This window comes from Psychromarinibacter halotolerans (assembly GCF_029168315.1).
In the GTDB taxonomy this organism is placed as follows: Bacteria; Pseudomonadota; Alphaproteobacteria; order Rhodobacterales; family Rhodobacteraceae; genus Psychromarinibacter; species Psychromarinibacter halotolerans.
Genome location: NZ_JARGYD010000001.1, coordinates 991368 through 1015250 on the forward strand (window position 1 = coordinate 991368; position 23883 = coordinate 1015250).

At 66.5% G+C, this 23883-nt stretch carries 21 protein-coding genes; 10 read left to right on the plus strand and 11 right to left on the minus strand.

Translation table 11 applies throughout. The features are described from left to right. Positions 1-7: 7 nt before the first annotated feature. From P1K30_RS04650 to P1K30_RS04675, 6 genes are all read right to left on the minus strand, one after another. The gene (locus P1K30_RS04650; protein ID WP_275631499.1) at positions 8-850 is read right to left on the minus strand and encodes an amino acid ABC transporter ATP-binding protein; all 843 of its coding nucleotides are present in this window, start codon (positions 848-850) and stop codon (positions 8-10) included. 22 nt (positions 851-872) lie between these two features. Then, positions 873-1601 (minus strand): amino acid ABC transporter permease, encoded by a 729-nt coding sequence (locus P1K30_RS04655; protein WP_275631500.1) that lies wholly within the window; start codon positions 1599-1601, stop codon positions 873-875. 70 nt (positions 1602-1671) lie between these two features. Then, the gene (locus tag P1K30_RS04660) at positions 1672-2517 is read right to left on the minus strand and encodes an ABC transporter substrate-binding protein (protein WP_275631501.1); all 846 of its coding nucleotides are present in this window, start codon (positions 2515-2517) and stop codon (positions 1672-1674) included. Between the two features lie 55 nt (positions 2518-2572). Then, complete coding sequence (locus P1K30_RS04665; RefSeq protein WP_275631502.1) at positions 2573-3883, minus strand: M20 family metallopeptidase; 1311 nt, start codon at positions 3881-3883, stop codon at positions 2573-2575. Positions 3884-4079: 196 nt separating this feature from the next. Further along, complete coding sequence (locus P1K30_RS04670) at positions 4080-4760, minus strand: GntR family transcriptional regulator (protein WP_275631503.1); 681 nt, start codon at positions 4758-4760, stop codon at positions 4080-4082. 226 nt (positions 4761-4986) lie between these two features. Beyond that, positions 4987-6237 carry a metal-dependent hydrolase family protein gene (locus tag P1K30_RS04675; protein WP_275631504.1) on the minus strand — a complete coding sequence of 417 codons (1251 nt, stop codon included), beginning with the start codon at positions 6235-6237 and terminating at the stop codon, positions 4987-4989. A gap of 408 nt (positions 6238-6645) precedes the next feature. Between P1K30_RS04675 and P1K30_RS04680 the strand changes: the two genes are divergently transcribed. The 5 genes from P1K30_RS04680 to P1K30_RS04700 are packed head-to-tail and all read left to right on the plus strand — an operon-like array spanning position 6646 to position 12114. Beyond that, the gene (locus P1K30_RS04680) at positions 6646-8214 is read left to right on the plus strand and encodes an ABC transporter substrate-binding protein (protein ID WP_275631505.1); all 1569 of its coding nucleotides are present in this window, start codon (positions 6646-6648) and stop codon (positions 8212-8214) included. Between the two features lie 30 nt (positions 8215-8244). Continuing rightward, positions 8245-9297, plus strand: coding sequence for an ABC transporter permease (locus tag P1K30_RS04685; RefSeq protein WP_275631506.1), 1053 nt, complete (start codon positions 8245-8247; stop codon positions 9295-9297). Continuing rightward, a complete protein-coding gene (locus tag P1K30_RS04690) occupies positions 9297-10157 on the plus strand; it encodes an ABC transporter permease (RefSeq protein WP_275631507.1) in 861 nt (286 codons plus the stop codon). The genes P1K30_RS04685 and P1K30_RS04690 overlap by 1 nt, the downstream gene beginning before the upstream one ends. Then, positions 10157-11143, plus strand: a complete 987-nt coding sequence (locus P1K30_RS04695; RefSeq protein ID WP_275631508.1) for an ABC transporter ATP-binding protein — start codon at positions 10157-10159, stop codon at positions 11141-11143. Before P1K30_RS04690 ends, P1K30_RS04695 begins: the two co-directional genes overlap by 1 nt. Further along, complete coding sequence (locus tag P1K30_RS04700; RefSeq protein ID WP_275631509.1) at positions 11143-12114, plus strand: ABC transporter ATP-binding protein; 972 nt, start codon at positions 11143-11145, stop codon at positions 12112-12114. Before P1K30_RS04695 ends, P1K30_RS04700 begins: the two co-directional genes overlap by 1 nt. Here the strand turns inward: P1K30_RS04700 and P1K30_RS04705 are convergent. Next, on the minus strand, positions 12105-13190 hold the full coding sequence (locus P1K30_RS04705; RefSeq protein ID WP_275631510.1) for a questin oxidase family protein: 1086 nt from the start codon (positions 13188-13190) through the stop codon (positions 12105-12107). The genes P1K30_RS04700 and P1K30_RS04705 overlap by 10 nt on opposite strands. A 316-nt stretch (positions 13191-13506) precedes the next feature. Here P1K30_RS04705 and P1K30_RS04710 point away from each other — a divergent pair, with 316 nt between their 5' ends. After that, complete coding sequence (locus P1K30_RS04710) at positions 13507-14484, plus strand: LysR family transcriptional regulator (protein WP_275631511.1); 978 nt, start codon at positions 13507-13509, stop codon at positions 14482-14484. 131 nt (positions 14485-14615) lie between these two features. After that, on the plus strand, positions 14616-16082 hold the full coding sequence (locus P1K30_RS04715; RefSeq protein WP_275631512.1) for an NAD(P)-binding domain-containing protein: 1467 nt from the start codon (positions 14616-14618) through the stop codon (positions 16080-16082). 113 nt (positions 16083-16195) lie between these two features. Here the strand turns inward: P1K30_RS04715 and P1K30_RS04720 are convergent, their stop codons facing one another. Together P1K30_RS04720 and P1K30_RS04725 are read right to left on the minus strand one after the other, a co-directional pair. Then, positions 16196-16999, minus strand: a complete 804-nt coding sequence (locus P1K30_RS04720) for a BtpA family protein (protein WP_275631513.1) — start codon at positions 16997-16999, stop codon at positions 16196-16198. A gap of 23 nt (positions 17000-17022) precedes the next feature. After that, complete coding sequence (locus tag P1K30_RS04725; protein WP_275631514.1) at positions 17023-17856, minus strand: DeoR/GlpR family DNA-binding transcription regulator; 834 nt, start codon at positions 17854-17856, stop codon at positions 17023-17025. Between the two features lie 135 nt (positions 17857-17991). Here P1K30_RS04725 and P1K30_RS04730 point away from each other — a divergent pair, with 135 nt between their 5' ends. Then, positions 17992-18783 carry an SDR family NAD(P)-dependent oxidoreductase gene (locus P1K30_RS04730; protein WP_275631515.1) on the plus strand — a complete coding sequence of 264 codons (792 nt, stop codon included), beginning with the start codon at positions 17992-17994 and terminating at the stop codon, positions 18781-18783. Between the two features lie 19 nt (positions 18784-18802). Here P1K30_RS04730 and P1K30_RS04735 read toward each other — a convergent pair whose 3' ends face one another. Both P1K30_RS04735 and P1K30_RS04740 read right to left on the minus strand, forming a co-directional pair. Further along, positions 18803-20281, minus strand: a complete 1479-nt coding sequence (locus tag P1K30_RS04735) for an FGGY-family carbohydrate kinase (protein ID WP_275631516.1) — start codon at positions 20279-20281, stop codon at positions 18803-18805. Between the two features lie 9 nt (positions 20282-20290). After that, positions 20291-21475, minus strand: coding sequence for an amidohydrolase (locus tag P1K30_RS04740; RefSeq protein ID WP_275631517.1), 1185 nt, complete (start codon positions 21473-21475; stop codon positions 20291-20293). A gap of 532 nt (positions 21476-22007) precedes the next feature. Here P1K30_RS04740 and P1K30_RS04745 point away from each other — a divergent pair. Continuing rightward, positions 22008-22832, plus strand: a complete 825-nt coding sequence (locus P1K30_RS04745) for a creatininase family protein (protein WP_275631518.1) — start codon at positions 22008-22010, stop codon at positions 22830-22832. Then, complete coding sequence (locus P1K30_RS04750) at positions 22829-23851, plus strand: ABC transporter ATP-binding protein (protein WP_275631519.1); 1023 nt, start codon at positions 22829-22831, stop codon at positions 23849-23851. Before P1K30_RS04745 ends, P1K30_RS04750 begins: the two co-directional genes overlap by 4 nt. Positions 23852-23883 lie beyond the last annotated feature (32 nt).

The window sequence follows — 23883 nt, forward strand, 5'->3', positions numbered from 1 at the left end:
GCCCGCCCTACAGGATCTTCGACAGAAAGAGCTTGGTGTGCTCGGACTTCGGGTTGGTGAAGAACTCTTCGGGCGGCGACTCTTCCACGATCTCGCCGCCGTGCATCAGCAGCACGCGATCCGCCGCCGCGCGGGCAAAGCCCATCTCGTGCGTCACCACGATCATCGTCATGCCCTGCCGGGACAGGTCGATCATCACATCCAGCACCTCGGAAATCATTTCCGGGTCCAGAGCCGAGGTGGGTTCGTCGAACAGCATCACCTTGGGCCGCATCGCTAGCGCCCGTGCGATGGCCACGCGCTGTTGCTGGCCACCCGACAGCTGCGCCGGATAGGCGTCGGCCTTGTCCGGCAGGCCAACACGGGCCAGCAGTTCACGCGCATGCGCCTCGGCCTTTGCCGGGTTCTCGCCCATGATCTTCACCGGCGACAGCGTGATGTTGCGCAGCGCCGACAGGTGCGGGAACAGGTTGAAGGACTGGAACACCATGCCCATCTCGCGCCGCTGGCGCGCGACCTTGCCGTCCCCCAGCGGCACAAGCTTGCCGCTGGAATCCTGCCGGTAGCCCATCAGGTGCCCGCACGCGGTGATGCTGCCGCCGTCGATGGTTTCCAGATGGTCCACGCAGCGCAGCAGCGTCGACTTGCCAGAGCCGGAGCGACCGGCGATCACCACCACCTCGCCCGTGCGCACCGTCAGGCTGACATCGCGCAGGACGTGGTTCGAGCCGAAGTGCTTTTGCACGTTGCGGATCTCGACGATCGGCGGGCCAAGGTCGCGCGGCCCGACCGACCGCGGCGCGTCGGCCACGCCATCGGCGGCGGTCAGGGGTGTCTCGGTATCAGTCATGCTGTCCATCCTGTCGCCTCGGTCACACCTGCGCCGGGGCATCACCCGAAAGGGGCGTGCCGGGGGTTTTCTTCGTGTCCGCGACCGGACCGAATGGCCTGTCGTAATGCCGCTCGATCCGCTTCTGCATCTCGCCCCAGACGGTCGTCATAAGCAGATACCAGCAAGCCGCGCACAGGTAGGCTTCCAGCACGCGGAACTCGATCTGCGCCAACTGCTGCGTCCGGCGGAACAGCTCTTCCATCGAGATGACAGAGGCGATCGAGGTCGTCTTGATCATCAGGGTGAACTGGTTGCCCAGCGGCGGGATGATGATGCGGGTGGCCTGCGGCAGGATGACGTAACGCATCCGCTGCGGCCATGTCATGCCAAGGGCAAGGCTTGCGTCGGTCTGCCCCTTCGACACGGACAGGATGCCCGACCGGACGATTTCGGCGAAATACGCCGCTTCGTGCAGCGCCAGCGCAAGGATCGCGCTTTCGATCACGCCCAGCTTAAGCCCGGCGTGGGGCAACACGGCGTAGATGATGACCATCTGCACCAGCAGCGGCGTGCCGCGCCAGATCCAGATGAAAGTGATCGCGATGCGACGCACCAGCCAGAACCGGGACATCTTCATGAAGGCGACCACGACGCCAAGGGCGCAGCCTATGAACATCGCGACGCACGACAGCCATAGCGTCGTCCAGACCCCGTTCAGCATGTAGTCGCTGAACAGGTAACGAAAGAAATGGTCCCAACTGAAACTCATGACGTGCCTTCTTGCGGTAGAGGTTCAGGGCCGGACATGCCGCCCGGCCCTGCTGCGGTCGTGCGCGGCCTCAGTCGCCGGTGTAGAAATAGGTGAACTCGCCCGGCCAGCGGTCCCAGACGTCGATCTTGGTGGTGCCGTACTCGTCCATCATCGCGTCGTAGGTTCCGTCTTCCTTCATCGCGTTCAAGGCATCGGCCACGGCCTGTGCCAGCGTGGGCTCGTCAAAGGCGAAGGCGCCGGGCGTGCCGGGATACAGACCCGTCGCCGCTTTCGAGAACCGGCCTTGCTCTTGGTAGTAGGACCCGATCGCGTCACCGGCGAACACGGCGTCGATCTGACCGCCGCCAAGGGCAAGGAAGGTCTCGCCGTAGGTGTTGAAGGCGCGGATATCCATCGGCTCCATCCCTTCGGCGACTTGCGCGTCGTTGATCTCGTTGATCTTGCGCTCTTCGAAGCCGGCGATCTCGACGCCGACGGCATGTCCGGCCAGATCCTCGGGGCTTTCGATGCCCAGCGGGTTGTCGGCCGCCGCGATCAGCGCCAGCGCGTTGACCGAATAGGGCACCAGCTGCATCAGCCCGGCGCGTTCGTCGGTGAAGTACAGGCCGGTGTTGATCATGTCCCAGCGGTCGGAATCGAGACCGGGGATCTGAACGGCGAAGTCGACGTTCATGTAGACCGGTTCAAGGCACAGGCGCTTGGCGATCTCGTCGCCCATGTCGCGGTGCAGGCCGACGATCTCGCCATCTTCGTTGATGTACTGCTTGGGCGGGATGGTCGCGTTGATCGACATGGTCAGCTTGCCGGCCTCGACGACCGGAAGGTCGGCGGGGCAATCCTGAGCCGACACGGCAGCGGCCGAAAGGCTAAGCGTGGCCGCAAGGGATAGGCGGAAGGTCTTGGTCAGTGTCATCACGGGTTCCTCTGTTGGGTGTGTATCCGGCCGCTTTCCGGCCTTTTCTTGCTTGTTATTCTTTTGATCCCGCACCGCTGCACCAGTCGGTGACGATGCGGGCGGTCACGTCGACCATGCGCAGGAAGTCGGCCTCGTCGACCCACTCGTCATGGCGGTCGTTCTGGCTGAGATCGCCCGACAGACAGCCCAGCCCGACGCAGGGAATGCCTGCCTCGACCGCCGGGTTGCGGATGTCGGACGAGGTGTGCATCGCGTTCACGAACGGGGCCTCGCCGGTGACCGCGCTGACGGCGCCCGCAGACGTGACGTACAGCGGGTGGTCGTCGGGCACCTCGGCGCCGGTGACGCCGGTGATCCAGTCCACCACGGGCGGGTTGTCCTTCAGCCACGGATCGGCTTCCGCGGCCTTGGCGACGGCGGCTTCGACCTCTTCTTGAACCTCGCGATAGGTTTCGGACGGCGGGAAGGATACGGCGCCACCCAGAATGCAGGTGTCGACGATGCGACCGAATTTGCGCAGCTCGCCGCATTGCATCCGCGAGACGTGCAGGTTGGTGGCCCGGCCCACGACCGCCTCGATCAGCGGGTGCCGCACGCGCGCCGCACGCTCGTCCGCCAGCGCCATCAGGGCGTCATGGATCAGAATGGCCTTGGTGACCGGATTTTCGGACAGGTGCGAGAACGCGGTGTGGCCCGGTTCCGTGGTGTCGGGCTGGCGGCCTCTCACCGTTACCGTGAATTCCAGATGGCCCGAGGCGAGCGCCTTGATCTCGCGCATCCCGACCCCGGATTCCGCCGGGTGCAGATACAGCGCCGCGTCGGCGGTCAGCCCGTCGTGCAGCAGGGCCGCAACCCCGCGGGCATACCGTTTACTGGGGGTCGAGGCGAACACCGCCCGCCCCATCGGCTTGCCCGTGGCAGCCGCCTTTTCGATGGCCAGCACGGCGGCGGCGCAGCCCGCAAGGTCGTCGGCGACGCCCCAACCATAAATGCGGCCGCCGTCGACCTCGCCCGCAAAGGGATCGTGCGTCCATCGGTCGGTGCCCGCCACCGGCTCGCCATCGGGGTGCGCGAACATCAGCAGGCTGGGCAAGGCGTCATCGCCGGGCAACGTTCCCACGACGGCGCGGCGGCGGGTTCCGTTGCGCGCGCCATCCTGGGCGAATTCGCCCACGACCGGCACCGCGCCCGGATCGTAGTCGTGAGTGGTGACGTCGCACCCCGCCGCCGCAAGCCGGTCCGCGATGATCTGCTGAACCTGCGCTTCGCCGTCGGCCTGAGCCGCGATCAGCTCGCGCAGGAAGGCAATCGCCGCCCCGGCATCCGTTTCGGTTTCCGCAACCTGTGCTGTCCCTTCGGGCACAAGATCCTCCCCGTCCGCTTTTCGGACACTGCTTGTATACAATTCATCATGAACAGTGCACAGCGCGAACGCAATACGCTTGTTGCCGGCAGGGAAAGAAAACCCGAAACCGGACAAAAAACGCATTCGCAACGGCCGGTTTCGACCGTTTTATGGGCGATTTATCAATGCGTTGGAAACAGGACCCGGGATCGGGTCAGGACACCGCCTCGATGGCGAATTGGAACAGCGACCGGATATGGGTCGCCACCGCCTTGCGGGCGGCCGAGGCATTGCGAGATTCGATGGCGTCAAGAATCGCTTCGTGCTGACGGCTGTCCGGCTCCAGCCGTTCCGACAGGCGGTCGATCTCGAACATCTTGGTGCTGGCGCGCAGCCCCATGATGACGTCCGCCATGACCTGATTTCCGCAATTCGCGATGAACAGGCCGTGCACTTCGTCGTCGGACCGCCAGTGCGCAAGCATGTCATAGGGGCGCTTCGCCTCGACCGCCTTCAGCGTCTCGCGCGCGGCGTGGATATCCTCGTCCTTGACCCGGTCGACCGACAGCGCCGCCGCTTCGGCTTCCAGCAGTTCGCGGGTCTTGAGGCTTTGCAGGTACTCGCGCAGTTCGACCTTGCGCACCTGAAACGAGCGATTGGCCGATTTCACCAGAACGCCCTCGGCTTCAAGGCGCTGCAACGCCTGCCGCAGCGGGGTCCGCGAGATGCCAAGATGGTTGGCGATCTGCTGTTCCACGATCACGCTACCGGCGGCCAACTGCCGCTGTTCGATCATCGTCGAGATCTTGTCATAGGCCCGGCCCGACAGGGTGCCGCGCTTCGGGCGCAGGATCTCTTCGGACGGGTGCTCGATCGATTGCGTCGGGTTCGTCATCGCTTCACTCACTGACTTCTGGCCTTCCGGTGGCACGCAATTGCCCGGTGACGCCCTTTGCCCCGCGCGCAGGTCATCGAATACATGATGTTGACCCATAGTGTACCGGACGCCCGCGACTGTATACCGTGCGGTCGCGTCATCGGGCAAGTGTGTGCACCCTGCGGCACACTCGCCGCGTTGCGCGCATCACCTGCCAGCGTCCCGTCCACCGCGGCGCCGCGCCTTAGGCCGCGTCCGGCGGCGCCAGCCGCGACGTGGAATCGCGGACGGTGCGCCCGCCCTGGATCACCGACACGACGCGGTTCTCGTGCTGTCCGAAACAGGACAGGTCGTCGAACGGGTTGGCCTCGACCACCAGAAGATCGGCAAAGGCGCCTTCAGAAATTTCACCGACCTGCCCCTCCATCCGCACGATCTTGGCGTTGTTCACCGTCACATGGCGCAACGCCTCTGCGGGTCCGCAGACCTCTTGGTGGATCATCAGACCGTCGCCCTGATAGGTCTTCGGCGACCAGCACAGGTCGGTGCCGTAGCCGATGTTCACGCCAGCCGCCTGCGCGACCCGCAGCGAGTCGAGACCCGAGGCCAGAACCTCGTCGTTCTTCTCGGCGTTCTCGTCGCTCCAGCCAAAGCCCTTGCCGTATTTGCCGTCGGCTTCGTAAGTGATCAGCGTCGGCACAAGGTGCGCGCCCTTCTCGGCCATCAACCGCGCGGTTTCGGCGGTCAGGAAGTTGCCGTGCTCGATCGACCGGACACCCGCCGTCACCGCGCGCCGGATGCCGACATCGCTGTAGACATGGGACAGCACGTAGCGGCCGCAGCGTTCGGTCTCGTCCACGATCGCGTACAGCTCGTCCATCGAATACTGCGGATGGATCAGCTTGTCCCCCGGAGAGCTGACGCCGCCGCCCGCCATGATCTTGATCTGGTCGACGCCCTGCCGCGCGTTCTCGCGAACCGCCTTGCGCACCGCGTCAACACCGTCCGCGATCACCGAGGTTCCGCCGATCTCTGCCGAGCAATGGCAGGTATCGGCCCGGCCCCGATGGTCGCCGTGCCCGCCGGTCTGGGACAGGATGCGGCCCGACACGAACAGGCGGGGACCGGCGAAGACCCCCTTCTCGACCGCCGCGCGGTGGCCCTGATCGGCGCCGCCCGCGTCGCGCACCGTGGTGAAGCCGCGCATCAGCATGCCCTTCAGGTGCTTGCCCGCCCGCGCGGTCAGTTCGGACGGCAACACGTTGGTGCCATCGTCGAACCCGCCGATGAAGCAGTGCGCGTGGCAATCCAGCAGGCCGGGCGACAGATAGCGGCCCTCGAGCGAGACTTTAGCGACGCCTGAGTCGAGTTCGCCTTCCGGCACGATGGCGGCGATCTTGCCGCCCTTCACCACCACGGCCAGTCCGGTGCGGATCTCGCCTGCGGCCACATCCACGATCTGCGCGTCCGTGAGGGCATAGTCGGTGGGGGTCATCCTGATTCCTTCGCTGTTGGTCGTGTCCCGGGGCGCCGCAGCCCTTCGCGGGGCCAGCGCAAAGCGCATCGTCCTTCCGGGGTTGGAGTGATCGTTTCATATCGCTTTCGGATTGTATACCGTCAGAATGCAGAATTTAGCGACGCCCCGCGAAACCGGGGGACGGGGCCGCTTGGCGATAAGGCCGGGACCGATTGATACCGCCCCATTCCGCCGCACCCGCCCAAATTTTGCTCATCCCACCATGCGGGAGAGCCCAGACTCGTCACAGCGGTTGACAGCACATTGCGTCCTCATAGTATACAATCCGCATACACAGAGAAGCCTCAGCGGCCACACTTTCCCACACATCCAACCCAGTTGACCGGCGGACAAGCCGCCGGCATCGACCCCGACAGGAGTTATCACATGTTATCGCTTCGCACCCGCAAGGGCCTGACAGGTCTGGCTTTTGCGATTCCCTTTGGCCTGATGTCCATGACCGCGCTGCCCGCGCTGGCACAAGAGACGCTGGTCGTCGACGCCACCTTCCAGCTGAAGACCGCGGACCCGGCGCGCGCGTTCGAACCGACCGCCAGCCTTGTGCTGCACCCGGTTTACGAAACGCTCGTGACCTTCGATGGCTCGGACGTGACGCAGGTCGTGCCGCTGCTGGCCAGCGTCCCCGAGATTTCGGAAGACTTCAAAACCTTCACCTTCACGCTGACCCCCGGCGCGACCTTCAGCGACGGCTCGCCCGTCGAAGTGTCGGACGTCGTCTTCTCGCTTGAGCGTGCGCGCGACCTGAAAGGCAGCCCGTCCTACCTGATGAACGGCGTATCGGTCGCCGCTGGCGAGGCCGAGGGCACCATCGTCCTGACCACCGAGGAACCGGACCCCGCCCTGCCCTTCAAACTGACCAACCTCGCGCTTGGCATCCTGAACGCCGAAGTGCTTCAGGAAAACGGCGGCACCGCGACCCCCGAGGACGGCGCCGAGACCTACCTGTCCGGCACCTCGATCGGTTCGGGCCCCTACACGCTGACCAAGTTCGACACTTCGTCCGAAGTGATCCTGACCGCGAACGAAAACTACTGGGGCGAAGCGCCGGTGTTCGACCGCATCGTGGTGCGCAACGTCAACAGCAACGCCCAGCAGATGAACGTCGCGCGCGGCGCGTCGCAGATCGCGCTGGCCCTGCGTCCCGATCAGGTCACCTCGATCGCGGACAGCGTCAACGTGATCTCGGTCCCCGCCGCCGACATGGGCTTTCTGTTCCTGAACGGGAACCCGGAAATCTCCGAGCTGTCGACCAACGCCGACCTGCGCGAAGCCATCCGCTACGGCATCGACTATACCGGCATCATCGACTTCATCGGTGAAGGTGCGGTGCAGCCCGCCGGCATCATCCCGACGATGATCGAAGGCTCGCTGCCGCTGGACGGCGTGCCGGTGCAGGACCTCGACCGCGCCATGGCCGCGCTGGACCGCAGCGGCATCACCGATCCGACCCTGACGCTGAGCTATGCGGCGGACATCGCCAAGTACGGCATCGCCTTCGCCGACATCGCGGCGAAGATCCAGTCCGACCTTGCCGAGATCGGCATCAGCGTGGAACTGAACCCGGAATCGGTTCAGGCCAACCTCGACAACTATCGCGGCGGTACGCTTGAGATGAGCGTCCAGTGGTGGGGCGGCACGCCGCACCCCAGCAACTCGCTGCCGTTCACGTCGGGCCAACTGGTCGGCCTGCGCGCTGGCTGGGCCGAGGGTGGTTCGCCGGAACTGGAAGAACTGGCCGCCAAGGCCGAGGTCGCAGCCGATGCCGAGACGCGCATCGCGCTGTACCAGGAATGGCAGACGGTGCTGAACGAGGTCGGCCCGTTCATCCCGCTGTTCCAGCCGCCGGTCACGCTTGTCGGCTCGACGACCATCGAACCGCTGGAGTACAACCCGATGTGGACCGTCGACCTTGGCGACGTCCGTTTGGCTGACTAAAGACCCCGGCCCGGGCAGGAAGACACCGTCATGATGAGCACTTTGAAATCAGGATGGTATCGCCTGCCCGGGCTGCTGCGCTATGCGCTGCAGCGCCTCGCGGTCGGGGCGCTGCTTTGCGTCGGCGTGACGTTCATCTCCTTCGGGCTTACCCAGGTGGTGCCCGGCGACCCCGTCGCCGCCAACCTTGGCGAACGCGCCGCCGCCGACCCCGAGATCGTGGCGCTGTACCGGGAACGCTATGGCCTCGACCGCTCGCTGCCAGAACAATACGGGCGCTATCTGTTCCGCCTGTTGCAGGGCGATCTGGGCGAGTCGCAACAAACCCACCGCCCGGTCGCCGCGGACCTAGCCCAGTACATGAGCGCGACGCTGGAACTGGCCATCGTGGCGATGATCCTCGCCATGGCGGCGGGCGTCTCGCTTGGCCTGATCGCCGCCGTCTGGCGCAACCGATGGCCGGACCAGTTGATCCGCGTGGTATCGCTGGCCGGTGTGTCGGTCCCGACCTTCTGGCTGGCGCTGGTCTGCCTGTATGTCTTCTTCTTCGTGCTAAACCTGTCGCCCGGCGTCGGACGGCTGGGTCCCGGCACGCCCGCCCCTCCGGTCGTGACCGGGCTGTTCACGCTGGACGCGCTGCTGACCGGCCAGTGGTCGACCCTGCGCGAGGCGCTGGCCTACATCGCCCTGCCCGCCCTTGTGCTGGCCACCTATACCACGGGCATCGTGACCCGGTTTACCCGCGCCGCGATGCTGGACGCGCTTGGCAACGAATACGTCCGCGCCGCCCGCGCCAAGGGCCTGCCCGCGCACACCGTGATCCTGCGCCATGCCCTGCGCCCCGCGCTGGCGGCGATCATCACCGTGTCCGGCATGGCCTTCGGGCGGATGCTGGCGGGCGCGGTGCTGGTCGAGTCGGTCTATTCATGGCCCGGTCTGGGTCTGTATGCCTATCGCAGCGCGCTGACGCTGGATCTGCAGGCGATCATGGGCGTCAGCCTTGTGATCGCGGTGATCTACATCCTTGTAAACCTTGCCGTCGACATCCTGTACGCGGTCATTGATCCGAGGATCCGCTACTGATGTCCGACGCAATCGCAAACCCGCACAAGGCCGGTCGCCGCCTGCGGTCCGAGTGGATGCAGCCGCTGGGCCTGATCGGCGCCGCGATCCTGATCGCCTTCGCCGTCGTGGCCCTATTGGCGCCGCTGATCGCGCCCTATGACCCGCTGGCGCAGGATGGCGGACGCCTGATGCCGCCAAGCGCCGAGCACTGGTTCGGCACCGACCAGCTGGGCCGCGACATCTTCAGCCGCGTCTTGCACGGCGCGCGCCTGTCGCTGCCCTATGCGCTGCAACTGGTCGTCATGGCGGGCATCCTTGGCACGCTGCTGGGCGCCATCGCAGGCTTCTTCGGCGGCTGGGTCGACAGCGTGATCATGCGGCTGGCCGACCTTGTGCTGGCCTTCCCCGACATCATCCTAGCGATGGCCGTGGTCGCCGCGCTGGGACCGGGGCTGTTCAACGCGGTGCTGGCGGTGGTGATCGTCAGCTGGCCGATCTACGCCCGCGTCGCGCGCTCGATGATCCTGACGCTTAGGCAGGAACCCTATGTGCTGTCGCGCCGCCTGCTGGGCGCCTCGTCGCTGCGGACCCTGTGGTCAGAGGTCCGGCCCAACATCACCGGCCCGCTGGTGGTGCTGGTGGCACTGGAATACGGCCACGCCGTGCTGATCCTGTCGGGCCTGTCCTTCCTTGGCCTTGGCGCGCAGCCTCCGGCGGCGGAATGGGGGGCCATGGTGTCCGAGGGCGCCAAGTACTTCGACAAGTGGTGGATGAGCGTCTTCCCCGGCCTTGCGATCCTGCTGGTGGTGATGGCCGCGAACTTTCTGGGCGACACGCTGCGCGACGTGATCGACCCCCGCAGCCGGAAACACCTGTGATGTCCGACCCGCTTCTGAAGATCTCCGACCTGTCGATCAGCCTGCCGAAATCCGACGGCACCCGCCTGTTCGCGGTGCGCGAGCTGAATCTGACGGTCCGCAGGGGCCAGATTGCCGGGCTTGCGGGCGAAAGCGGGTCAGGCAAGTCGCTGACGTCGATGGCGCTGATGGGCCTGCTGCCGGACACCGCGCGGGTCAGCGGGACGGTGGCGTTGAACGGCCGCGACGTGCTGAGCATGTCCCGGCGCGAGACGACGGCGGTGCGGGGGCGGCAGATCGCGATGATCTTTCAGGACCCGATGACCGCGCTGCACCCGATGCTTAGCATCGGGCGGCAGATGACCGAACATTACCGCCGCCACTTCCGGGCGTCGCAATCCGTGGCCAACGCCCGCGCCGAAGAGATGCTGGACCTTGTCCGCATCCCCGACCCGCGCACCGCGATGAAGCGCAGCCCGCACGAGTTCTCGGGCGGGATGCGCCAGCGGATCGCCATCGCGATGGCGCTGTGCTGCGAGCCCGCGCTGATCATCGCGGACGAACCGACGACGGCGCTGGACGTGACCGTGCAGGCGGGCATCCTGCGCCTGTTCGAACGGCTGCGGCAAGAGCTGGACCTGTCGGTGCTGCTGATCACCCACGACCTTGGCGTGATGTCCGCCGTCGCCGACGAGGTGTCCGTGATGTACGCGGGCCGCATCGTCGAAAGCGGCGCCCGCGCCGACGTGCTGACGCGCCCGCGCCACCCCTACACCCACGGACTGCTGGGCGCGCTGCCCGATGGCGCCGCGGGCGGCGGGGGGATGCAGCCCATTCCGGGCCTGCCGCCCTCGCTTGAAACGCACCCGCCCGGATGCGCCTTTCACCCGCGCTGTCCGTTCAGCACCGAGACGTGCAAGACCACGGCGCCGCCGCTGGTCCGGATCGGCCCGAACCGCCGCATCGCCTGCACCCCCGACCCGCTGGCCGAAAGGGAAACCGCCTGATGTCCTTGCTGGAAATGCGCAACGTCGAGGTCAGCTATCCCGGCGCGCGCGGCCTGCCGGTGCGCGCCGTGGCGGGCATCGACCTGACGATTCAAGCGGGCCGCGTCACGGCGCTGGTGGGTGAAAGCGGCTGTGGCAAATCCAGCCTTGGCAAGGCGGCGGTCGGTCTGCTGGCCCCCTCGGCAGGGTCGATCCGGTTCGAGGGCGAGCCGGTGCTGCCACTGGACCGGGGCGCCCGACCGGCGCGCCTGCGGGCGTTGCAGATGGTGTTTCAGGACCCCTATTCCTCGCTCAACCCGCGCCGCCGGATCGGAGAGCAGGTCGCCGATGGCGTCCGCGCCGGGACGGATCGCGGCGGCGACGTCGACCGCAAGGTCGCAGAGGTGCTGGAACGCGTCGGCCTGCCCGCCGGGATCGCCACGCGCTACCCGCACGAGTTCAGCGGCGGCCAGCGCCAGCGCATCGCCATCGCCCGCGCCCTTGCCGCCAAGCCCCGGTGCATCGTGGCGGACGAACCGATCTCGGCGCTGGATGCCTCGGCGCAGGCTTCGGTCGCGCGGCTGCTGGCGGATCTGGTGAAGGACACGGGGATGGGGATGCTGTTCATCTCGCACGACCTGTCCATCGTGCGCCGGATCGCGGACGACATCGCGGTGATGTACCTTGGCAAACTGGCGGAACAGGGCGAACCGGACGACCTGTGGCGCGCGCCGCGCCATCCCTACACCCGCGGGCTGGTCCACGCCATTCCGCGCGCCGACGGTGCGGGCCGCCTGCCCGATGACCTGCCCGGCGACGTGGCCAATCCAGCGTCGCCCCCGTCAGGCTGTCGGTTCCACCCGCGCTGCCCGATTGCGCAGGATATCTGCACGCGGACCGATCCGCCCGTGGTCACCGACCCGCAGGGCCGCCGCGCCGCCTGCCACTTCCCGCTGGACGCGGCAGCGCCCGCAGACGCCGGTCAGGTATAGTCGGGCACCAGCCCCATGCGCCGGGCCGCCGCCAGTTGATACAAAGGATCGCCGTACAGCTTCATTTCTTCCTGACAGCTGAAGGTGATCGACAGGTCGTGCTCGTCATAGGACTGCGCCGCCGCCGCGTTGATCTCGTCCCACGAGGGAACCGGCAACCGACGCCATGCGTCCAGCGTTTCCGCCGACGGCAGCGACGGGAACCCCATCGAGCCCATCAGGGCCGCGACGCCCTGCCAGAAATGCCGCAGCATGACGTCCGGCGTCGGGCAGTGCGGCAGCACGATCCGCATCCAGTGCATCCCCGTCACCGCGTGCAGCGCGCAGAAGTCCTGCGTCGCCGTGAACAGAGCAATCGACGCGGACGCCATACGCGCGACGATGTCGTCGTCCACTTCGATCCAGTCGACCACCGGCGCGAACTCGGGCACCTCGCCGACAGCCATCATGTTGTGCCAAAGCAGTTCCTTCTGCGGCAGGCGGTGCAGGGCGTCGATGGCGGCGACGCGGGTCAGCACCTCGGCCGGGTCCTTGGTGACGGGCGCGGCGCCGGTCGTTTTCGGCATCTCCAGCCAGCAGGCGGACCAATAGGCCAACGACACCGCCACCTCTGTCGCGTCCTTGCGCAACAAGGCATAGGCCATCCGCATCAGCGCGTGCAGCGCAGACGCACCGACCCCCGGCGACAGGCGCGGCAGATAGGCGGCCAGCGCGCCCTCGATCCCCAGCCGGTCGACCTCTGCCACGAAGAAATCGCGCAGGTCGGTCTCGCGGTCGCGGTGACCGATGGCGGTCTCCCATGTCTCGGCGGTCAGGGGCGCCTGCCGCGCGGGCGGGCCGAACAGCTTTTTCTCGTCGCGGTAATGGTCGAACCAGTCGTTCATCCGTGCGCCGTCGCCACCGATCCGGTGCAATGCCACCAGCACCATCGGCGCGTGGTTGGCATATGTCTTGGCAAACTCGGAATGATAATCCGGCATCTGCGCCATCAGGCGGTCCAGCGCCGCTGTGTCCTGCATTTGCGGTCGGTCAAGCGCCATGAGAACCTCTTTCGTCATCGGTTGAGGAGTTGCCATAAACCTAGCCTCCGACAGCGTATCCGCACAGGGGCCAGTACAGGGGCCGGTGCGCGCGCCAACTGCCATCCAATGCCGCCGCACCGGGAAAAGACCGGAAAAATAGCCGTCGTTGCAGGGCGGGCAACGGGCATGTTCCGAAAAGGGGGCGCCTCGCCACGGGCGGCGGCCGTCTTAGCGCTGAATTTCCAACCAGCGCGGCGCCCGCTGCCGAAGAACTGTGCGCCCACGAAACGTGATTCAAGCAGGCCACCGCGTTGCCTTTTCGGCATCACACCCCTTGCGTAACATGAGTGGCACCCAAAGGAGCACCGCCATGCCCGCCTCTTTCGTTCACGTCCACCTCGTCGCGCTGCGCTATTTCAGCGAGACAGTGCGCTCTGGCTCGATGCGGCAAGCGGCCGAGCATCTGTCCGTTGCGGCCTCGGCCATCAACCGGCAGATCATCAAGCTTGAGGATCAGCTTCAGTGCCGCCTGTTCGAGCGTCGCTCTGAAGGCGTGCGCCTGACCGCCGCGGGCGAGGTGCTGTACCAATATGTCCAGCGGCTGGATCAGGATCTTGAACGCGCCATTGCCCAGATCGACGACCTGCGCGGCCTGCGCCGGGGGCATGTCCGCATCGCCTGCGAGGCCGCGATCGGTCGCGATTTCCTGCCGCCGATCCTTGCCGCCTTTCACGCCGACCACCCCGGCGTCACCTATTCGGTCGAAATCAAGTCGGCGTTGGACACGCTGGATCTTGTCGCCTCGGACGAGATCGACATCGGCATGGCGATGATGCCGCCGATCCGGTCCGACGTTCAGATCGCCGCGCGAGCCGAGATGCCGGTGGGCGTGATCGCGCAGAAAGGCGCGGCCCTTGGCGACCGTGCGTCGCTGCGCCTGCACGACCTAGCCGGCGAACGGTTCATCCGCGCGAAAGAAGGCATGGTCGGCGGCACGACGTGGCAACAGCAGATCGACCGGTCGGCGCCGCAAAGCACCGTACTGGAAACCAATTCTCCGGACATCATGACCGTCATGGTCAAGGCCGGGCTGGGCATCGGCGTGCGCAATCCCGTCGGCATCCTTGGCGATCTTGAACAGCAGGCGATGGTCTTCGTGCCAATCGTCGACGCGCTTGCCCCGAACCCGTCGCTGGGGATTTTCGTGCGACCGCAGCGCCTTTTGTCCAGCGCCGGTGCAGTGATGCTGGAGCTTCTGAAAGACGCCCTGCCCGAGTTCGCCGAGCGGGTCTGGAACCTGACCGGGCAGCCGACACCCGACGGTGGCATCAGCACGGGCGCCGCATAACCAAGGGCGTTGCCGGAATGGCAACGGGGCGTCCGATACTGGATGCTACTCTGCCGCAGTGCAGCACGGCACAATGACACGAAGCCCGCGAACCGAATGTGTCGCGCGGCCCGATGTCTCCGGAGCCCTTGATGAATATTGCCATCCCGCACCGTCCCGACACCCACGCCGAGACCCGGCTGGCCCAGCTGGCCGCACAGGCGCGGTCGGACCTTGCGATGCTGGACTATGCCACGCGGCCGTGGGTGCTGCCCCGCCAGTGGAACGGCCAGACGATCCCCGACGTGGTGATCATCGGCGCCGGGCAATCCGGGCTGGTCTTGGGGCATACGCTGAAGCGGCGGGGCGTGGGGAACATCCTGCTGCTGGACCGCAACCCCGAAGGCTACGAGGGCGTGTGGGAAACCTACGCCCGCAACTACGAGATCCGGTCGCCCAAGACGATCACCGGCGCGGATCTTGGTATCCCGTCGCTGAGCATCCAAAGCTGGTTCGTCGCCCGCCACGGGCAAGAAGCATGGGACGCCATCGACCGCGTGCCGCGTGTCGACTGGATGAACTACCTGCGCTGGTATCGCGACATCGCGGACCTGCCGATCCGCAACGGCGTAAACGTCGTGGACGTGGACTATGACGCTGACGGCGTGACGCTCAGCCTCGACACGGGCGAGACGATCCGCACGCGGTATGTCGTGTTCGCGACCGGGATGGAGGGCGGCGGCGACTGGATCGTGCCCGACCCGATCCGGAATGCCCTGCCCGACCACATGTACAACCACAGCTGCGAGGTCTACGATTCAGACCGGCTGCGCGGCAAGGACGTGGGCATCCTTGGCGCCGGCGCGTCGGCCTTCGATTCCTCGGTCGCGGCGCTGGAGTCCGGCGCGCGACGGGTCGACACCTTCATGCGCCGCACACAAATCGGTCTGCTGGACCTTGTCCGGGAATTCGAAACCGGCGGCTACCTGAACCACAGCCACGAGCTGTCGGACGAGACCAAGTGGGAACTGGGCACGTTCCTGACCGGCCTGTCGCAAGCCCCGGCGGAACATCACTTCAACAAGGCGCTCAGCTTTTCGAACTTCAAGTTCTGGAACGGCGCCCCGTGGGACAAGGTGGCCTATGACGACGGCAAGGCCGTGGTCACCACGCCGCGCGGTGTCTTCAAGCTGGATCACGTGATCGCCGCCACCGGGGTCACGGTGGACCTGTCGATCCGCCCCGAACTGCGCCGTCTTGCGGGCGACGCGCTGCTGTGGCGCGACCGCTTCACCCCGCCGGATGGCGACATGAGCGCCGGGCGGCTGAAGCTGCCCTATCTCGACCGCGACTACCGCCTGCAACAGCGCGTACCCGGCGCCGCGCCCGGGATCGAGCGGCTGTTCATCTTCAACGCCCTTGCAACCCTGTCGATGGGCGGCCTGTCGGCGGTGTCGATCAGCGGCCACCGCTTCGGCGTGCCGCGCATCGCCAGCGGGCTGACGCGGGCGCTGTTTCTGGACCAAGAAGATCAACTGATCCCGACCTTGCGCGAATTCGATACGCCTTCGATTCAGTTGACCCCCTATGCGCGGGCGATGCTGGGCATGGACGACTGAACGACCCACTGCACTCACGGACACGAAAATGCCGTCCCCGACATTATCGGGGACGGCATTCGTGTTTCAGCAATGGCGCGGCGCTTATGCCGCGACGTCCAATGGCGCTGCGGTCACGCCGCGACGCGCAGGCCCCGCACCTTGTCCATGAACCGCATGACCCGGTCGCCGTCGACCGCGTTCCACGTGTCGCCGTCGACCTTGAAATGCGTGCCGATCACACAGCCGTCGGCCACCGACAGGATATCGGTCACGTTGTCGATGTTGCATCCGGTGTTCGCCATGATCGGCGTGTCGGGCAGCGCCGCGCGGACCGAGCTTAGATGCGCGGCATCCACCGGCTGACCGGTGATCGGGCCCGACACAAGGATCACATCGGCCAGCGACGAGAACACCGCGCTTTTCGCGCGCTCGGCCACGGTGCGGCTGTCCAGCGACGACGCGAATTCGGCGTTGATGTTGAACAGCAGCGTCAGGTCGTTGCGGCCAAGGTTGCGGCGCAGACGCAACGCCTCGCCCGCGTCGGGCTTCCACAGGCCCATGTCGGATGCGAACAGGCCGGTGAAGATCTCGCGCGCAAAGCTGGCGCCGGTGGCGCTTGCGATCGCGACGGTCGCCAGCGGATCCCACAGGAAATTCACGCCGAACGGCACCTTCAGCATCGGCTTGATCGCCGACACCACGGCGGTCATCGCGGCGATGGATTCCGGTGCGGCGGTCAGTTGGTAAGGGCGGTCATTCTCGTTGCCGAACATGATCGCGTCGACCTCGCCCGCCTGAAGCTTTTCGACGTCGGATGCCACGTCTTCGATCAGCTTCTGCATCCCGCCGTCGGCATCGTACAAAGGGCTGCCGGGCAGCGCACCGATGTGCGCCATTGCGACGATGGTCTTGGTGGAGCGGGTAAAGAGATCCATTTGGGTTCCGGCTGTAGAGGGTGTCATGAAGGGATCACCACCCGCGTGCCGGCCCGTGCAAGGGCCTCGGCAATGTCCGCGGGGGGCGGAGCGTCGGTCACAAGGACATGGACCGCGCTGAAGTCTGAAACGCGCGACATGGCGCGCTTGCCGAATTTCGAGCTGTCGCACAGCACGATGACCTGCTCGGCGCGGGCCATCAGGGTGTGCTTCACCTCTGAATCCTCGGGGGAATAGTCGGAAAAGCCCGAACTGTCGGCGCCCGACACGCCAATGAAAGCGCGGTTCATATAGTAATTGCCGATGCCCTCGACCGCCTGCGGCCCAATGACCGACAGTTCCGGCGCGCGCACCCGGCCACCCGGCAGATAGACGGCGCAGCCTGCCTCGGCGAGGTGCGACGCGGCACGCACGCTGTTGGTGATCACCCGCAGCCCTTCGACCTCGGTCAGGCGCCGCGCAAGTTCCAGCGTCGAGGTGCCGACGTCGATGCCAATCGCCTCGCCCGGGCGCACCATATCGACCGCCAAAGCGGCGATGGTGGATTTCTTGTCCGAATGTTCGCGCAAACGGGCATCGAAAGCGGGTTCGGACAGGTCCGGCGCGGGGTCCAGCAGTTCGGCCCGCACCGCGCCACCATGCGTGCGCTTCAGCCCGCCGCGTTCCTCCAGCTGGCTGATGTCGCGGCGGATCGTCATCCCCGAGACGCCAAGCTCTTCGGCAAGATCGCCGATCGAGATGAAGCTGTCCCGCTCGAACGCGGCCATGATCAACGACTGCCGCACCGGCGCCGGCATCCGACTGCGCCCGCGTTTCGCCACTGCGACCTTCACCTCGTCCTCACCTTCCGTACTCATCTGAATATCCTGACGTCCTTCTCCCTTCCTACACATTACCATGTGGCTTTCCGTTAATGAAGGTTGTATTTTGTTAAATTGTGTTACACGCCGTTCCGGACCTCCCCGGACCGGGCAAAGGGACAGGACATGCCTATGAAACAGACGGAAGCGGGATCGGAGTTCGACGGCAAACGGGTGATCGTCACCGGCGGCGCGACGGGAATCGGCGCCGCCATCGTGCGCGCCTTCCACGCAGAGGGGGCCGTGGTGCGGATTCTGGATCTGGACACCGACGGCGCCAACGGTCTTGCGCAAGAGCTGGGCGCGCGGGTCACCGTCGACGCCATCGACGTGCGCGACCGCGCCTCTGTCACGCAGGCGATGGACAAGGCCATCGCGGATCTCGGCGGTCTGGACGTGCTGTGCGCCAATGCGGGTGTGTCCACCATGCGCCCGGTCGTCGATCTCACGGATCAGGACTGGGACTTCAACATGGACGTCAACGCGCGCGGCGTGTTCCTGACCAATCAGGCGGCGTGCAAATACTTCCTCGACAGCGGCCACGCGGGCTGCATCGTCAACACCGCATCGCTTGCGGCGAAGGTCGGCGCGCCGCTTTTGGCGCATTATTCCGCCAGCAAGTTCGCGGTGCTGGGCTGGACGCAGGGCTGCGCGCGCGAGATGGCGCCGCACGGCATCCGCGTCAACGCGGTCTGCCCCGGCTTCGTGCGCACCGGAATGCAGGACCGCGAGGTGGAATGGGAGGCCTCGCTGCGCAGCATGACCCCGGACGAGGTGCGGCAGGACTACGTCGACCAGACCCCGCTGGGCCGGATCGAGACGCCCGAGGATGTCGCGGGCGTCGTGGTTTTCCTTGCCTCTGACGCGGCGCGGTTCATGACCGGACAGGGCATCAACGTCACCGGCGGCGTCTACATGGGCTAAACATGGGCGCCCGGCCCCGCTAGCGGTCCGGCATCCGCCACACGGGGCTTAACGCCTTGTAAAGCGAACGGAACTTGGCATAGCCCGCATCGTACACCGCGCGGTTGTCCGGGTCCGGCGTCAGCGTGTTCCCCGCCACCGACAGGGACGAGACCTGCGCCCAGTCGGTCACCACCCCTGCCCCGATAGCCGCCACGAAGGCCGCCCCGCCGGACGAGCCGTTGTCAGCCTTCAAAAGCGTCACCGGCAGGCCGATCACGTCGGCCACGATCTGCATCCAGACCCGGCTTTTGGCACCGCCGTCGGTGACCAGTACCCGCTGCGGCGGATGGCCGATTTCCGTCAGCACCTCAAGGTGATGGCGAAAGCCATAGGCGACGGCCTCTAACAAAGCGCGCCACAGGTGCGCCTTGCCGTGGCTCAGCGACAGACCGGTGAAGGTGCCGCGCGCCAGCGGGTCGTGGATCGGGGTCTTCTCGCCCAAGAAATACGGCAGGCACAGCACCCCGTCCGCCCCCGCCGGGACCGTTGCCGCCAGCGCATCCAGCCGGGGGTGCGGACCGTCGTGCCCGTCCAGCAACGCGGCCAGCCAGTTCAGCGCCGCGCCCGAGGCCGCCATGCAGCCGTTCGGCGCGTAAAGCCCCGGAACAAGGTGATAATCCATGTACAGCCGCGCATCGGGCCGGGCCGTATCGGTCGCGACCACCACGTCGCCCGCGCCGCCGAACTTCAGCAGCACATCGCCCGCCTGCGCGATCCCCGCCGCCAGCGCCGAGGCGATGTGATCTGCCGCACCGCCCATCACCGGCAGCCCTTCGGGCAGGCCCGTCTCTGCCGCGGCCTGCGGCGTGACGTGGCCGATAACCTCGTGCGACACGGCGATCTCGGGCAGCGCCCCGGCAGGCAGCCCCGCCAACGCCACAAGGTCGGGGTCGATCGTGCGCCGCGACAGGTCGGTGAACCCGGCCTCCAGCGCCCAGTTCTGTTCCACCCGCAACCCGCCCGTCAGGCGCATGGCGATATAGTCGTAAGACCCGCAAACCTTGTCGATCCGGGCAAACACGTCGGGCTCGTGCTTTGCGATCCAGCGCAGCTTGGCCGCGACGAGTTGCTGGTTGATACCGTTGCCGGTGCGGTGCAGGAACGCGGCCTCGTCGACCTCGGCGCGTAGCTCTTCGACCTCGACCGCGACGCGCCCGTCGCTTTGCTGGATCGAGGGCCGCAGCACCGCACCGCCCTCGTCGAGCAGAACCACCGCCGGCAGCATTCCGGTGACGCAGATGCCCTTCACGTCCACAGGGTCCGCACCCCGCATCACCTCGGCCAGCACCTCGCGCGCGTTGGCCCACCACTGCGCCGGGTCCTCTTCGGCCCAGCCCGGCCGGGGCGAGGACAGCGTCACAGGCCGCGAGGCCGACGCGTGAATGGTGCCGTCCGCGTCCATGCGGATCGCGATGGTCGAGGTGGTCCCGATATCAAGCCCGATCACGTCAGCCATTTGCCCGCCTCACACCAGCTTGCAGTCGCGCGCGATCACCCGACCGCCCCGCACCGACACACGATCCGGCGAAGCGCCCGCGACCGCCTCGGCGACACAGCTTGCGCGCACCAAAAGCATGTCGGCCCGCGCGCCTTCGGACAGGCCATAGTCGGACAGGCCCAGCAACCTTGCCCCGGCGCTGGTGGCCATCGACAGCGCGACCTCTAGGTCGGAATCGTCCCTGAAATCCTGCATGTAGGCGATCAGCCCGGCCCGGCGCAGCATGTCGCCGTCGCCGTGCGGGCTCCATGCGTCGCGGATGTTGTCGGACCCCGCAACGACGGCCACCCCCGCCTTCCGCAGCATGGCCACCGGCGGCATCGCAACCATGCGGTTCGGGCCGTTGGTGACGATGGACACGCGCGCCTTCGCCAGCGCCTCGACCACCGCGCCGACGCCCGGCAAGCCCGAGCCAAGCGCAAAGGCGTGCGAGACGGCGACCTTGCCCTGCAGGCCAAGCGCCTCTGTCCGTTTCGCGATATCGGCCAGTTCGAACAGGCCCAACTCGCCCGCGTCGTGCAGGTGGATATCCACGCCCACGCCGAAACGGTCAGCAAGCCCGAACACCACGTCCAGATGACCCGCCACGTCTCGGTCGATCCCCGCCGGGTCCAGCCCGCCGATCAGGTCAGCGCCGTTCGCCAGTGCCTCTGCCAGCAGGTCCGCGACCGGCGCGTCGCGCAGGATGCCGTTCTGCGGAAAGGCAACGATCTGGATCTCTGCAAGGTCTGCCACGGACTCGCGCAGCTTCAGAAGATCCTCCAGCCCGCTCAGGCCAAGGTCGCCGTCGATGTCGACATGGCTGCGCATCGCCTGCGTGCCGTAGCCCGCCACCTGCCGCACCAGCGCGCCGCCACGCTCGAAGGCCGACAACGGCAGCGACGCGCGCAGGCTTTTCTCCTGCGCGATACGATCAGCGACGGTGGCGCCCGGCAGGTGCGATTGGAACGGCAGGCCCAGCAGGGTCTTGTCCAGATGGATGTGCGCCTCGACCAGCGGCGGCAGGGCGACATAGCCGGTCATGTCCGTCGCGTCCGGCAGCATTCCGGCCGGAAGGATCGCGGCGATCCGGCCATCGGCCACGGCGATGTCGGCCCGGGCCCCGTCCGGCATCGTCAGGCCGCCAAATCCGGTGTGTGTGTCGTGCGTCATGCTGTCTGCCCCGGTCTGCCTGCAAGGAATCATGGGCAGAGATGATACCGAATGTGAAGATTTGGGAAGCGGATAGTGCCTGCAAACCGGGGGACGCGGGCCGAACCACGCCAACAGACCGGCCCAAGGGCACCGGCAAGCCGGACGGCGCGCGCCTGACGGAAATCCATCGCAGCTGTCGAATCGGATTAATATTCGATCCAATCGAATGATGGCCAAAGCTCTGCTTCTTGGCGGAGCAGCCATACAAGCATCTGTTCCAACGACAATATTCTCATCGGCCACCGCACCACTCGCCACCATTACACCAAGGATGCAACGGCCACCTCCTGACCTCCGCTCCAATTCGCGCACCGCCAATTTGTTGAACACGCGGGCCCCGAACCTTGCTGAAGCAACAGGCAAACGCAGCATCCGCACTCGCGATCCCTGTGCGTAGCCGTTATTATTCGTTCCGTTATGTTCACTTGTGATACCCAAACGTCAAAACACCCGCACCCTGCGGGACCAAGACACGGGGAATACAACCGGCATGACTTCCGATGCGCTGAACTGGTGGTCCTTCTCGACCGCCCAATTCGCCGAGCGCGACCTAAGCGACGCCGTGGCGCTGCTTCCCATCGCGACGGTGGAACAGCACGGGCCGCACCTGCCCGTGGGCGTGGATTCCATGATCAATGCCGGGATCGTCTCGCGTGCGATGGCGAAACTGAAGGACGCAGGCGACACCCAGACCGTCGTGACGCTGCCGATGATGCCCTTCGGCAAGTCGACGGAACACCTGTCCTACCCCGGCACGCTGACGCTAGACTGGGACACGGTCGCGAAGGTCTGGTTCCAGCTTGGCGAATGCGTCCGGCGCACCGGATGCCGCCGGATTATCCTGTTCAACTCGCACGGCGGACAGGTCGCCCTTAGCCAGATCGTCGCCCGCGACCTGCGCGCGAAACTGGGCATGATGGCGGTCGCCGCGACATGGTTCCATATCACCCCGGTGGATGACCTGTTCTCTGCCGAAGAGGAAAAGCACGGCTACCACGGCGGCGAGATCGAGACGAGCGCGATGCTGGCGCTGCACCCCGACCTTGTCGATATGTCCCGCGCGCGGGATTTCCGGCAGCTGTCGCTGACGATGGCGGAAGAGAACGAGATCCTCAGCCCGGGCCTGATGGCGTGGATGGCAGAGGATCTGCACGGCTCGGGCGTCAGCGGCAACGCGGCCGCGGCGGACGCCGAACGCGGCGAGATCCTCGTGGACCGCGCCGCCGACCGGCTGATCACGCTGATCAAGGAAACCGCGGCCTTCCCCATAGACCGGCTGGACCAGCCCGCAGATTACAAGGTGGTGCAGGCATGAGCCGCGATTACCTTCGCCTTCAGCAGCTTCAGGCGCATTACGGCAAGTCGCTGGCTGCCGACGACATCACGCTGAACATCGACAAGGGCGAACTGATCGCCCTGCTCGGCCCGTCCGGCTGCGGCAAGACCACGACGCTGCGCATGATCGCGGGGTTCGTACAGCCGACCTCGGGCGAAGTCATCGTCGACGGCGAGAACGTGACGGCCAAGGCGCCGCACAAGCGCAACATCGGCGTCGTGTTCCAGTCCTATGCCCTGTTCCCGCACCTGACCGTGCTGGGCAACGTCGCCTTCGGCCTGTCGATGCGCGCGATCCCCAAGGCGCAGCGGCTGGAACGGGCCCGCGCGACGCTGGATCTTGTGGGTCTTGGACCCTTTGCCGACCGCTATCCGGCGCAGCTGTCGGGCGGCCAGCAGCAGCGTGTCGCCTTGGCGCGCGCGCTGGTGATCGAACCCTCGGTGCTGCTGCTGGACGAACCGCTGTCGAACCTCGACGCCCACCTGCGCGGCGAGATGCGCAGCGAGATCCGCTCGCTGCAAAAGCGCCTGTCGATCACCACGGTCTTCGTCACCCACGATCAGGCCGAGGCGCTGGCGATGGCCGACCGGGTCGTCGTAATGAACGCGGGCCGCATCGTCGAGATCGGCGAGCCCCGCGCCCTGTGCGACCAGCCGGGCGACGAGTTCACCGCCTCGTTCCTTGGCGAGCGCACGGTGATCACCGGCGAGACGCAGAACGGCGTGTTCCGCGCGCCGGGCTTCCAGTGGGACGGCGCCCCCGACGGCGCAACCCGCGCCGTGCTGCGCGCCGCGCGCCTGCGCTTCGACCCCGCCGCCGGACCGAAAGTGTCGGACGGCACCGTGCAGGCGTCGGCCTATCTTGGCGACACCGTCGAAACCGACGTCGCCATGACATCCGGCCGCGTGCGCCTGCTGACACCTTCAGACCAGCCGGTCCCGCCGGTCGGCGCCGCGTGCGCCATCCACGCGCTTCCGGGCAGCGTGACCTTCATCTGAGCCACAACGAAACCAACGACAGGGAAAGTAGA